General features: G+C 68.8%; 12 protein-coding genes. 1 reads left to right on the top strand and 11 read right to left on the bottom strand.

Going from position 1 to position 11,525, the window contains the following annotated elements; genetic code table 11:
• Nucleotides 1-188: 188 nt before the first annotated feature.
• From KRX55_RS08205 to KRX55_RS08185, 5 genes are all read right to left on the bottom strand, one after another.
• On the bottom strand, nt 189-1,877 hold the full coding sequence (locus KRX55_RS08205) for a uroporphyrinogen-III synthase (protein ID WP_218407249.1): 1,689 nt from the start codon (nt 1,875-1,877) through the stop codon (nt 189-191).
• Between the two features lie 260 nt (nt 1,878-2,137).
• Nucleotides 2,138-2,551 carry a hypothetical protein gene (locus KRX55_RS08200; RefSeq protein ID WP_255567676.1) on the bottom strand — a complete coding sequence of 138 codons (414 nt, stop codon included), beginning with the start codon at nt 2,549-2,551 and terminating at the stop codon, nt 2,138-2,140.
• A gap of 2 nt (nt 2,552-2,553) precedes the next feature.
• Nucleotides 2,554-3,459, bottom strand: a complete 906-nt coding sequence (hemC, locus tag KRX55_RS08195; RefSeq protein WP_218407247.1) for a hydroxymethylbilane synthase — start codon at nt 3,457-3,459, stop codon at nt 2,554-2,556.
• Nucleotides 3,460-3,593: 134 nt separating this feature from the next.
• Nucleotides 3,594-4,976 carry a glutamyl-tRNA reductase gene (locus tag KRX55_RS08190; protein WP_218407246.1) on the bottom strand — a complete coding sequence of 461 codons (1,383 nt, stop codon included), beginning with the start codon at nt 4,974-4,976 and terminating at the stop codon, nt 3,594-3,596.
• Nucleotides 4,977-5,112: 136 nt separating this feature from the next.
• Nucleotides 5,113-5,385: a glutaredoxin family protein gene (locus KRX55_RS08185; protein ID WP_200257865.1), complete on the bottom strand. Its 273-nt coding sequence runs from the start codon at nt 5,383-5,385 to the stop codon at nt 5,113-5,115.
• Nucleotides 5,386-5,473: 88 nt separating this feature from the next.
• Between KRX55_RS08185 and KRX55_RS08180 the strand changes: the two genes are divergently transcribed.
• A complete protein-coding gene (locus KRX55_RS08180; RefSeq protein ID WP_200257866.1) occupies nt 5,474-6,520 on the top strand; it encodes an HAD-IB family hydrolase in 1,047 nt (348 codons plus the stop codon).
• A 7-nt stretch (nt 6,521-6,527) separates the two neighbouring features.
• Here KRX55_RS08180 and KRX55_RS08175 read toward each other — a convergent pair whose 3' ends face one another.
• From KRX55_RS08175 to KRX55_RS08150, 6 genes are all read right to left on the bottom strand, one after another.
• Nucleotides 6,528-7,322 (bottom strand): ABC transporter ATP-binding protein, encoded by a 795-nt coding sequence (locus KRX55_RS08175; protein WP_304505531.1) that lies wholly within the window; start codon nt 7,320-7,322, stop codon nt 6,528-6,530.
• On the bottom strand, nt 7,319-8,383 hold the full coding sequence (locus KRX55_RS08170) for a FecCD family ABC transporter permease (protein WP_218407245.1): 1,065 nt from the start codon (nt 8,381-8,383) through the stop codon (nt 7,319-7,321). The genes KRX55_RS08175 and KRX55_RS08170 overlap by 4 nt, the downstream gene beginning before the upstream one ends.
• Nucleotides 8,380-9,462, bottom strand: coding sequence for a FecCD family ABC transporter permease (locus tag KRX55_RS08165; RefSeq protein WP_218407244.1), 1,083 nt, complete (start codon nt 9,460-9,462; stop codon nt 8,380-8,382). Before KRX55_RS08165 ends, KRX55_RS08170 begins: the two co-directional genes overlap by 4 nt.
• 8 nt (nt 9,463-9,470) lie before the next feature.
• Entirely contained in the window at nt 9,471-10,544 is a 1,074-nt protein-coding gene (fepB, locus tag KRX55_RS08160; RefSeq protein ID WP_218407243.1) for a Fe2+-enterobactin ABC transporter substrate-binding protein, read from the bottom strand.
• Nucleotides 10,545-10,729: 185 nt separating this feature from the next.
• A complete protein-coding gene (locus tag KRX55_RS08155) occupies nt 10,730-10,831 on the bottom strand; it encodes a 30S ribosomal protein bS22 (RefSeq protein WP_003855542.1) in 102 nt (33 codons plus the stop codon).
• Between the two features lie 330 nt (nt 10,832-11,161).
• Nucleotides 11,162-11,353, bottom strand: a complete 192-nt coding sequence (locus KRX55_RS08150) for a helix-turn-helix domain-containing protein (RefSeq protein ID WP_200257875.1) — start codon at nt 11,351-11,353, stop codon at nt 11,162-11,164.
• Between the last annotated feature and the right edge of the window lie 172 nt (nt 11,354-11,525).

Raw genomic sequence — 11,525 nt, 5'->3', positions numbered from 1 at the left:
CGTGCTCTCGGCGACCAGCTCACGCATCGCCGGGCTCGTGCGCAGACGGCGCGGGCGACGGACCGGACGGGAAGAAACAGTCACGGGAAACAGACCTCTCGAAAGGGTTGCGGGTGTCGGAAAGGGACTCACCTACTGTCCTACTCCCCCACGTGCGGGCCGTGCACGGCCCGCACGTGGGGGAGGGATCAGGAGTTCGTCCGCCGCGAGCGACGCTTCTTGCGCGGGGGCGGCAGCTGCCCGGCGGCCCGCAGGGCAGCCACGTGGGCGGCGAGTGCATCGACGAGCTCGGCGACCCCGGCGACCTCCGGCTGGACATCGACCCTGAGCCCCATCTCCGCGGCGGTGGCCGCGGCCATCGGGCCGATGCAGGCGATGATCGTCCGCTGGTGGGGCTTGCCCGCGATGCCGACGAGGTTGCGCACGGTGGACGAGGAGGTGAAGCAGACGGCGTCGAAACCGCCGGACTTGATCATCTCCCGGATCTCAGCGCTGGGCGGGGCCGCCCGGACGGTGCGGTAGGCGACGATGTCGTCGACCTCCCAGCCGAGGTCGACGAGCCCTTCGACGAGGGTCTCGGTCGCGATGTCGGCGCGCGGCAGCAGGACCCTGCCGACGGGGTCGAGATCGGAGTCGTACTCGGGGAACACCTCGACCAGACCGACCGCGTTCTGGTTGTTGGTCCGCGGGGTGAGTTCCGGGGTGATACCCAGGTCACGGATGGCGGCCGCGGTCTTGTGACCGACGGCGGCGATCCGGACACCGGCGAAGGAGCGGGCGTCGAGACCGAAATCGGCCATCTTCGACCACAACGCCTTCACGGCGTTGACGGAGGTCAGTACGACCCACTGGTAGCGGCCCTCGACGATGCCCTTGACGGCGCGTTCCATCTGCGCGGGATTCCGCGGCGGTTCCACGGAGATCGTGGGCACCTCCTGCGGGATCGCGCCGTGGCTGGCGAGCCGGGTCGACATCGGTGCGGCCTGCTCTTTGGCGCGGGGCACGAGGACCCGCCATCCGTACAGCGGCCGGTTCTCCCACCAGGAGTACTTCGAGCGGTCATCCACCGAGGTGCCGAGGGAGACGACGAGCTGGCCGGGGAGCTCTCCGTCGAGTTTGCCCAGGGTGGACAGGGTGGTGTCGTGGGTGCGCTGGAGCCGGGTCGTTCCGTGGACGGTGACGGAGACGGGGGTCTGCGGGGACATGCCGCATCCGAGGAGTTTCTCCGCGATGGTCACGAGCTGATCCCTGGTGGCCTGCAGCACGAGCGGTTGTGGCGCGGTGGCGAGCTGCCCCCAGTCGACGTCGTCGCCGCGGGTGATGTCGGTCTCCGTGTAGGTCGAGCCCAGGGCGATGCCGGCGAAGGCGGGGACCGTCGAGGGGACGGACATGCCGGGGACCACCTGAAACTCGAGGCCCGCGGCGGCGACGGCGTTGATCTCGGCGAGAACGGAATCGCTGGTCAGGGGGTTCCCGGCGACGAGCCGGATGACATCTGAGCCGTCGGACACGCCTTCGGCAAGGAGCTTCGCCACCTCTTCCGGGGTGACGTCGGTGATCTCGGTGATCTCCGCGGCGGTCGGTGCCGGCGGACGCGGGGGCTTGCGGCGTGCACCGGCGGCCTTCGCCTCCGCGCACTGCCGCGCGTAGGCCTCTTCCGCGGCGTCGAGCTTCGCCTGCGGGACGGCGAGTTCACTGGCCACGATCTCGCGGACACCTCCGAGCACCCCTGGGTCGGTCAACGCGATCGCCGTGTGGCTGAGAACCTCACGGGCGCGGACGGTCAGGAGATCGGGATTACCCGGACCCGCGCCGACGAAGATGACATTTCCCGTCGTGGGTTCCTGGGCCTCGGGGGCCGGATGGGCCATGCTCATGTGTGTCTTTTCTTCAAGGCTCGGGTTCTCGGGCGCGGCCCGGCTGGACGCCGCACGTGACGGACAGAAACTAGTGGTCCGGGGCGGTGCCGGATACCCCGGTACGACCGCAACGCCCGGACCGGGCACCGCGGGGGTGGGCCGGACGGGTGAACCGGACAAACCCCCGGTCACGTTGTCCGTGGGCTGCCCGTGGGCGTTGAGCGCATACCAGGACAACGATAAAGCATCGGCGGCAGGGTTGAAAACCAGCGAGGCTTTCAGGGGGAGTTCGTGCCGTGGAGGCCGTCCGCCGGTTCCCGTCCGGCACTCAGCCGGGCGAGGAGCCGCTCCGCCTCCGGGGTGGCGATCACGATCCGCTGCACCGTGGGGTGGTCGAGCAGGATCTCTATCCCCGGTTCAGAGCCGTGGCAGACGGCGAAGGTCGAGGTGGTTCCCCGTCCTGACGGGACCATCGGACCGGTGAGTGTGCCGGATCGGGTCACTCCGTTGATGGCGATTCCGGAGAGGCTCGATCCCGCGGACCTCTCGACCGCGGCGGCGGCGTTGCGCAGCGGGCGCGCCGCGAGGATCGCACGTCTGGGAACGGTCAGGTCGCTGCGTCGCGCCGCGGCCTTCTCCCACCAGTGCAGCCGCACGGTGAGTGCGGTGTCGGTCAGCTCCACCCGCACCATGGTCAGGCGCCCCCGGTGGCCGTCATGATGTCGACGGCGCCCCGGTCCAGGAGCTGTCGGGCGAGATCGTCACCTAGTTCGAGGTGACGGTCCACGTCCGCGGTACCGGAGACCACGAGTCGGGTGGAACCGTCGAGCGCGAAGACGCCCGCGGTCAGGGTGATGCGGTCGCCGTCGATCGTGGCGTGGCCGGCGACGGGGGCGGTGCAGCCGGCCTCCAGTCGGGCGAGGATGCGGCGTTCCGCTGCGGCGCACGCGGTGGCGGCCGGATCGAGCAGCGTTCCGATGGCGGTGACCGCCCCGGGATCGGACTGCCTGCACTCCACGGCGAGAGCTCCCTGCGCCGGTGCGGGAACCAGGACGTCCGGGGCGAAGACCTCGGTCGCAAGGTCCCCCATGCCGGTGCGTTCGAGGCCCGCGTAGGCCAGGACGACGGCGTCGAGGCGGCCGTCGGTGACGTGCCCCATCCGGGTGTCGATGTTGCCGCGCAGGGGGCGGATGTCGAGGTCGGGGCGCAGGCTGCGGAGCTGGCTCACCCGGCGCGGTGCGGAGGTCCCCACCCGGGCCCCCTCGGGGAGGCCATCCAGCGTCAGGCCGTCGCGGGCGATGAGCGCCTCGCGGGCGTCCGCGCGCGGGGGGACGACGAGGCGGAACCGGGGGTCGGGAGCGGTGGGCAGGTCCTTGAAGGAGTGCACCGCCATATCGCAGTCTCCGGCGGCCATGGCGTCACGCAGTGCCTGGGTGAACACGCCGACGCCGATGCGCTCGACGGGGGCCTGCGAGCGGTCGCCGGGGGTGGTGATGATGGTGAGCTCGGCGTCGAAGCCGGCTGCGATGAGCGCGTCACGGATGGTCCCTGCCTGGGTGGTCGCCAGCTGGGATCCGCGGGTACCGATGCGGAAGGTCACTGCCGCTGCCTTTCTGCGACGCCGTATCGGCGTCACCGGATCGTCATGTCGTCGTGGGCCGCCTGCTGCGGGGAGCGGTGCCGCCGAATCTGACTCCAGCGTTCCACGACGGAGGCCTCAAAGCCAGATTCCGGTCAGGGACCGGCGACGGTGTCCGCGACGGTGGCCCGGACCGAGGTGATGGTTCCCGTGTCCCCGACCGGCAGGTCGACGGCCGCGACCGACACGGGACGGGCGGGCTGGGGCGGGGTGAGCCCGAAGAGTTCCTGCAGCGCGGAGTCGTAGGAGACGGTACCCGAGTGGGCCGCGAGTTCCTTCACCCGCACCGTCGGCTGGTGCAGGAGCTTGTCGACGACGCGGCGGACGGTGCGGGAGACCTCCTCGCGGTCCGATTCCGACATGGTCGGAGTCCGCTGCACGAGGCGCTCCATCTCCGCCTCGACGAGGTCGGAGGCGTGGCGGCGCAGTGCGGCGACCGCCGGGACGACGTCGCGGATCCGCTGCGCGGAGGAGTAGGACTCGAGTTCCTCGGAGACGATGCGCATGGCGTGCGACTGACTGTCGTCGTCGGTGTCGCGGCGGGCCTCGTGCAGCCGTTCGATGTTGACCAGCCGGACGCCGGGCAGATCGGCGACGGCGTCGTCGATGTCCCGGGGGAGGGAAAGATCGATGAAGGTGATGTCCCGGCCGGTGGGGACGTCGGCGGCCGTGACGGTGAAGTTGTCCGCCCCCGTGGCGGAGATGACGATGTCGACGTCCGACAGTGCGTCGACGCGGGCGTCGAAATCGACGACCCGGGCGGGCACCCCGGCCTCGCGGGAGTGCTCGGCGAGAATCTCGGCGCGACTTCGCGTGCGGTTCGTCAGAACGAGGCGGTCGACACCCATGCGACCGAGGTGGGTCGCGGCGAGGGATGCCATGACGCCGGCACCGAGGACCATGGCGGTGGTGCCGGAGAACGGGCGGTCACGGCCCACCCGCCCGAGCTGACGGATCGCCTCCGAACAGGCGAAGGAGACCATGGAGGCGCCGGCGTCATCGATGTCCGTCTCGGTGTGGACCCGCTTGCCGGTGTGCAGCGCACACTGCGCGAGGGCGTGGAGCGTGGGGCCCGCGGTACCGAGTTCCCGGGCCTGGGAGTACGACGCACGGACCTGCCCGATGATCTGCTGTTCCCCGACGACCATGGAGTCGAGGCCGGAGGTGACGACGAGCATGTGTTCGGCGGCGGCGTCGGCGTAGCGGACGTAGAGGGAGCGGCGCAGGACATCGGTGTCGACACCGGAGATGCGGTGGAGGACCTCGACGACGTCGTTGACGCCGGTGTGGAAGCTGTTGGTGACGCAGTAGATCTCGACGCGGTTGCAGGTGGAGACGATCATCGCCTCGGAGAGCGACGGCCGCCGGATCAGTGCCCGGGACGCCTGCTCGCGTGCGGCGTCGTCGTTCATGCTGACCTGTTCGAGGACAGCCACGGGGGCCGACCGGTGCGACATGCCGACCACGAGGACGCTCATGCTGTACACCTCACTGCTTTCGCTGCTCTGTTGCCACTGGTGGGACACCATCGTTTGATTAGGTATCAATCGAAAGGTTGACCCCGCGGTACACCCCGCGTCATCTTCGCTCAAAAGTAGCCCGCTTGTCCCGTTACTACAACAAAGCCTGCGCTAACTCGTCATCGTCGACCTCCCAGCAGGCGAACTCCTCACCATCGATGACCACGACGGGAACCCGGTCACCGTACTCCATCGCCAGCTCCGGGTCCGTGTCCACGTCCCGTAGTTCGAGTACCCCTCCGGCCTCCCCCACAACGGGCGCTATCTGTGTCGCGACACGCACACATGACCCGCAACCCTCACGCACCATCAACTCGACAGTGTGCCCACTCACGGCGCCTCCATCCCGAGATCGGTCGTCGAGCATTCCCACCGGGGAGCCGGATACCCCGCCGGGTGCCCTACGATTGGAGACGATACTGCACGATCCACCGACGAAAAGGCATCCGACGCGCGTGAGCACTTCCACCCCCGATGACGGCATCCCCGGCAGCCCCGAGGATTTCCTCGCCACCTGGTCCGCCTCCCGAGGCAATCTGCGACGTTTCCTGGAGGACACCGCACTACCCCCGGTCGACGAGTCGACCCAGCGGGCCGCCGGCGAGGCCGCGGCCGCGGCAGCCATCGCGCAGGCGTTCGATCTCGAACTCGAGGACTTCACCTCGGGGATAGCCTCGGTGTCCGGAGCCTTCGAGGCCGCGGGGTCCAACCACGTCAACGCCCCTGACCCCGACATCCAGCAGGATGCCGGTACCGCGGCGTTCTTCGACGTCGACAACACCCTGATCCAGGGCGCGTCGATCCTCGTGTTCGCCCTCGGACTGGCCCGCAAACGCTACTTCCGGGTCGGAGAGGTCCTGCCCGTGATCTGGAAGCAGGTCAAGTTCAGGGTGACCGGTTCGGAGAACGCCGAGGATGTCGCGGAGGGCCGGCAGCAGGCCCTGGAGTTCATCAAGGGGCGCGACGTGGCGGAGCTCGTGGAGCTGTGCGAGGAGATCGTCGACACCCACATGTCGGAGAAGATCTGGCCCGGGACCCGCGAACTCGCGGAGACGCACCTGGCCGCGGGACACCAGGTGTGGCTGGTGTCCGCCACCCCGGTGCAGCTCGCCCAGATCCTGGCCCGCAGGTACGGTTTCACCGGCGCACTCGGCACCGTCGCCGAGGTGAAGGACGGGAAGTTCACCGGCCGTCTCGTCGGCGACATCCTGCACGGCCCCGGCAAGAGGCACGCCGTCGCCGCGCTCGCTGCGGTGGAGGGCCTCGAACTGGAGCGTTGCGCCGCCTACTCGGACAGCATCAACGATGTCCCGATGCTGTCGATGGTGGGCACCGCCGTCGCCATCAACCCGGATTCCGATCTCCGGAGGGAAGCGGAGAAGCGTGGCTGGGAGATCCGCGACTACCGCAGCCTGCGCAAGGCCGTCCGGACCTTCGGCGTCCCGGCCCTGGTGGGTGCCGGGTTCAGCGTCCTCGGCTGGAAGTGGGTCAAGCGCAGCTGACCCGCCCCTAGGACAGCTCCGGGACGATCATCGGCCCACCGGTGACCGGGTCGGGGACCACGCGGGCATCGAGTCCGAACACGTCCCGCAGCAGACCGGCGCCCATCACCTCGTCCGGTGTTCCCGTCGCCGCGATCCGCCCCTCCCCCATGACGAGCAGGTGATCGGCGTACCGGACCGCCATGTTCAGGTCGTGCAGGACCATGACGATCGTCTTTCCCTCCTCGTCGCAGAGCCTGCGCACCAGGGAGAGCACGTCGATGCTGTGCGCGAGATCGAGATAGGTAGTCGGCTCGTCGAGCAGGAGCGTGGGGGTGTCCTGCGCGAGGGTCATAGCGATCCACACCCGTTGCCGCTGGCCGCCGGACAGCTGGTCGAGGGTCCGCCCCGCGAGATCGGGTACGCCGGTGGTCTCCAGCGCGCGACCGACCTCGGCCTCGTCGCGGGTGGACCACTGGCTCCACCACGTCTGGTGCGGGTGCCTGCCGCGCGCGACGAGCTGCGCGACGGTGAGCCCGTCCGGCGCGGTGGGCTGCTGCGGCAGCAGGGCGATAAGCCTCGCCCGTTCCCGCCTGGGTACCGAGCGCAGATCACGGTCATCGAGCAGCACACCGCCCCGGTAGGGCAGCAGCGTGGAGAAGCAGGAGAGAAGCGTCGACTTCCCGCAGCCGTTCGGCCCGATCAACGCGGTGATCCGGCCCGCGGGGATGTCGGTGTCGATGCCGTGCAGGATCTCCGTGTCCCCGTACCCCGCGGTCAACCCGCGGGCCCGGAGTCGGAATTCGCCGTTCGGGGACATCATTGTCCTTTCCGGTTGAGGGAGACGATCATCCAGAGCAGCACCGGCGCACCGGCAAGTGCGGTCACGATCCCGACGGGAACCTCCCACGGGAGGATCGCCCGCGCAGCGAGATCCGCGGCCGCGACCGTAACGGCCCCGGTCAGTGCCGAGAGCACGAGCGGCGGGGTCGCTGAACCTGCCGCGATCCGGGCGATCTGGGGGGTGACGAAGGCGACGAAGCCGATGGGGCCGGCGGCGCTGACCGCGACGGCGGCGAGGACCACCGCGGTGAGCAGCTGCGCGGCCTGCGCCACGGTGACGTGGTGTCCGAGGGTGTGCGCCGTGGCGGGCCCCAGTGCCAGCGCACCGAGGACGAAGGCGAGCCATCCGGCGGCGAGTGTGGCGGCCAGGAGGACCGCGGCCGGGGCCCAGGCGTGGGCGAAGTCCCGCCCGTTGAGCGAGCCGGTGAGCCAGAGTTGCGCGGCGGCCGCCCGTTCCAGGGTGGTGCGGGCGATGATCCACGTGTTCACGGCACCCAGGAACATGGAGACGGCGACGCCGATCAACACGAGGCTCAGCATGTTGTTGCGTTCCCGGCCGACCAGGAACCACACCGCCACAGCGGTACCGAGCGCCCCGATCACCGCGGTGAGCGTCAGCCCGACGGATCCGAGGAGCAGGCTGGTCCCCTGCCCCAGGACACCACCGGTGCCGGCGAAGGCGATGACGCTGACGGCGGCGAAACTCGCGCCGTGCGTGACCCCGAGGATGTCTGGGCTGGCCAACGGATTCCGGGCCAGTGTCTGGGTCAGTGCCCCGGAGAACCCGAGGCACGCGCCCACGAGCAGAGCGACGACGGCTCTGCCGAGCCGCAGGTCCCAGACGATGGTGCGTTCGATCTCCGTTCCGCGGCCGAGGAGGATGCGCCACACGTCCGCCGGTGCGAGCGGGTAGCTTCCCAGTCCGAGCCCGACGGTGAACACCACGACACCGAGCCCGATGAGCAGGAGTCCGATGAGCAGGGGACGCGGCCGCCAGACGACGGAGATCCCCCCGGTGCGGAAGGCCCTGATCCCGCTCACAGTCCCACCACCGTCCGCCTGCGCACGAGCAGGATGAACACCGGGACCCCGACGAGCGCCAGAACTATACCCATGGCCATTTCGTCGGGCCTGGCCATCACGCGGCCGGCCATGTCCGCCCAGAGCGTCAGGATCGCTCCCGCCACCGCCGCCCCGGGGATGATCCTCCGGTAGTCGGGGCCGGCGAGGGTGCGCATCATGTGGGGTGCCGCGAGGCCGACGAAGGACAGGGGCCCGGCTGCGGCTGTCGCCGCACCACCGAGCATCGCCACGGTCGCCAGCCCAAGGACGCGGACCCGGGTCACGGGAAGACCGAGGCTGGCTGCCGTCGTCGTCCCGAGGGCGATGAGGTTGAGCCCCGGCGCCTGGGTGAGTGCGAGCACGAGACCGACGACGATGACCGGTGCCGTGGCGGTGACCACGTCCATCCGGCGGCCGGCCAGGGAACCCGTCGCCCAGAGTCGCATCTGGTCCAGGACCATGTCGCTGGACAGCACCATCAGGTGAACGTAGGCCATGAGGAGCGCACTGACCGCTACGCCGGCGAGAATGACCGTCACCGGGTTCGCCGCGGCCGGCCCTCCGGAAGACAACAGGAAGATGAGGATCGTGACCGCCGCACACCCGGCCATCGCCGGGTAGACGTAACCCGAGGCGCTCGTCGCGACACCGCCACCGATCACCGTGACCACGGCGGCCGCGGCGCCCGCGTTGATTCCGAGGATTCCGGGATCCGCGAGCGGATTCCTGGTGTGCCCCTGGATGATCGCACCCGCGGCACCCAGCGCGGCACCGCAGAGGACCGCGAGGATCGTGCGGGGTAGCCGGTAGGTACCGATCAGGACCGTGAGTTCATCGACGTCGCCGGCGGCGATCGTGGGGTCGAGGAGATACTCGAGCGCACCGGGGATCCGGTGGAGCGCCTCCCCGACCGCATTCACCCGGGAGCCGACCGTGAGGCTCACCAGAGCGCTGCCCGTGAGCACACCGATGAGCAGGAGTATCACCAGCACGAACCGCCCGCTGCCGGGATGGACCTGGCGTGCGGGCGGAGCGTGGGTCGTGGAGGAGGAATTCATGCCGGGGATCAGGAGGCGAAGAGCTCCCGGATCTTCTCGACCATGTCTGTGGCGGAGAAGTAGTCCAGTCGGAAGGTGTCGGCGCCGAGAGCGTAGACGCGCTCGTTCTGGACGGCTGCGGTCCCGGCGAGCGCGGGATCCGCGAGAACGGTGGGCACGAGCTTGTCTGCGGCGGCGGCGAGCAGAACCGTTTCACCGTTCATGGCGACGGGGAGGTTCTCCCCGGAGACCTTCACGATGTCGCTGCGCTTGCCCTTGGACTCGTTGCCCTTGACCGAGTCGGGGATCGGTGCGATCTCGAAGCCGAGGGACGCCAGCAGGCGGTTCTGCGCGGCCTCGTCGGTGAATACGTTCGCTCCCTTGCCGTCAGGCAGGTAGACCATCGTGTTCACGGGCTGTTCCGGCAGGGTGATGGCATCGGCGACCTCTGCGACGAGGGAGTCGAAGTCGTTGAGTGCCTTGTCCGCCTGCTTCTCGTGGCCGGTGATCTCACCGAGCTGACGGGTGACGTCCTCCCAGGTCTTGTCACCGTAGTCGATCACGACCGTCGGGACGACAGGGGACAGCTGATCGACGAGATCGACCGCGGAATCGCGGCCGGTGGCGGCGACGAGGACGAGGTCCGGCTTCTCGGCGAGAATGGCCTCGAGATCGGGTTCCTTGGTGTACAGCGGATTGACGCCACGATCCTCAGCCACGGAAGCCCACTGCTTGAAGAAGCCCTGACTATCGGAGAACGGGGTGTCGGGCTGGCCTGCCCCGGAAGCCACGACAGGGGCGTCGATGGCCAGGAGGCTGCCGGTGAGGGTGACGGAGGTGGACACGATGCGCTCGGGTTGGGCCGGAATCTCGACCTCACCGTTGACGGCGTCGATCATCCGCGGCCACGATGCCTCGGCGGTGGCCTCCCCCGTGGCGGAGGTCTCCGCAGCGGTCGTCGCCCGGGTGCCGTCCGCGGCACTGTCGGTCTCCTCGACTGAGGAGTTGCATGCGGCGAGCCCCAGTGCGAGCACCACCGTGGTGGCGCCGACACGGAGCATCCCCCGGAGTGGCCGCCGGTTGCGTGTGGATGTCGATGTCATGCGGTTGAATCTCCCATTCATTCGGTTTCCCTCCGGTTAGGAGAGCCTGTCAAATTCGAGTGCAACCTTACTCTCAAATGGTCGTCGGGGGCGGAGACACCGGGAACCACCTCGGACGCACACGGAAAACCGGCCGCGCACCCGGGATGTTACGGGTGCGGGCCGGTCGCGAGCGGGCCGGTGGCCTACTTGCCGAGTTTCCTGCGCTGAACGCGGGTACGGCGGAGCATCTTGCGGTGCTTCTTCTTCGACATGCGCTTGCGGCGCTTCTTGATGACTGAACCCATTGGGTGTCCTCGCTTTTGCTCGTAGGTGTATGTACATACCCTGCCCACTGTCTCCGGCGTGCGGTCGCGGGGCCGAGTGCACTTTCAGTCCACCGGACACCGCCGTCACACCCGGGGTGACCCATCAACCGAATTCCGGAACAATCCCGGCTTCTCCGGATGACGGCCGACCACCGTCGGAACGACGGTCACCGAAAACGTTCGCAGGCACGAATGCAACCATCATACCGGGGTGACGGGCGAGCACAAAAAAATCCGGCCCCGTAGACCCTGGAAACCAGGGACACGGGGTCGGATTTCTCCTCCTCGGACGGGAACCGGCGAAAAGCGTCAGCCCACGTTGTAGTAGGAGGAATCAAGGTAGTCATTGACCGCCTTCTCATGGACGCGGAACGAACGTCCCACCCGGACCGCCGGCAAATCACCGGAGTGGACCAGGCGGTAGACCGTCATCTTGGAAACGCGCATGATCTCCGCGACCTCGGCGACGGTCAAAAAGGTTCCGTTTTCTTCATGTGCCATATTCATTCAACCCTTCAGCCCGTGGCGCGCTGCAGGCTTCCCCTCCTGCAGATCGGTCACGCACGTGCCCTGATAAGCCTACCGTGAACCCTGTGACTGTTGCGACCTGAGTTGCCGAATATTTCAGCGGGCACGGGGGCCGAACCGGGGTTCCCCACGTCGTCACTGGTCA

Source organism: Corynebacterium sp. TAE3-ERU16 (genome assembly GCF_019209935.1).
GTDB lineage: Bacteria > Actinomycetota > Actinomycetes > Mycobacteriales > Mycobacteriaceae > Corynebacterium > Corynebacterium antarcticum.
This window is presented reverse-complemented; position numbering and strand designations above follow the sequence as displayed.

Bases quoted from the DNA above. Each gene is read 5' to 3' on its own strand.
- KRX55_RS08185 (WP_200257865.1), bottom strand. From the start codon at position 5,385: ATGCTCGACGACCGATCTCGGGATGGAGGCGCCGTGAGTGGGCACACT.
- KRX55_RS08155 (WP_003855542.1), bottom strand. From the start codon at position 10,831: ATGGGTTCAGTCATCAAGAAGCGCCGCAAGCGCATGTCGAAGAAGAAG.
- KRX55_RS08165 (WP_218407244.1), bottom strand. From the start codon at position 9,462: ATGAATTCCTCCTCCACGACCCACGCTCCGCCCGCACGCCAGGTCCAT.
- KRX55_RS08150 (WP_200257875.1), bottom strand. From the start codon at position 11,353: ATGGCACATGAAGAAAACGGAACCTTTTTGACCGTCGCCGAGGTCGCG.
- fepB (WP_218407243.1), bottom strand. From the start codon at position 10,544: ATGACATCGACATCCACACGCAACCGGCGGCCACTCCGGGGGATGCTC.
- KRX55_RS08200 (WP_255567676.1), bottom strand. From the start codon at position 2,551: ATGGTGCGGGTGGAGCTGACCGACACCGCACTCACCGTGCGGCTGCAC.
- KRX55_RS08205 (WP_218407249.1), bottom strand. From the start codon at position 1,877: ATGAGCATGGCCCATCCGGCCCCCGAGGCCCAGGAACCCACGACGGGA.
- KRX55_RS08175 (WP_304505531.1), bottom strand. From the start codon at position 7,322: ATGATGTCCCCGAACGGCGAATTCCGACTCCGGGCCCGCGGGTTGACC.
- KRX55_RS08190 (WP_218407246.1), bottom strand. From the start codon at position 4,976: ATGAGCGTCCTCGTGGTCGGCATGTCGCACCGGTCGGCCCCCGTGGCT.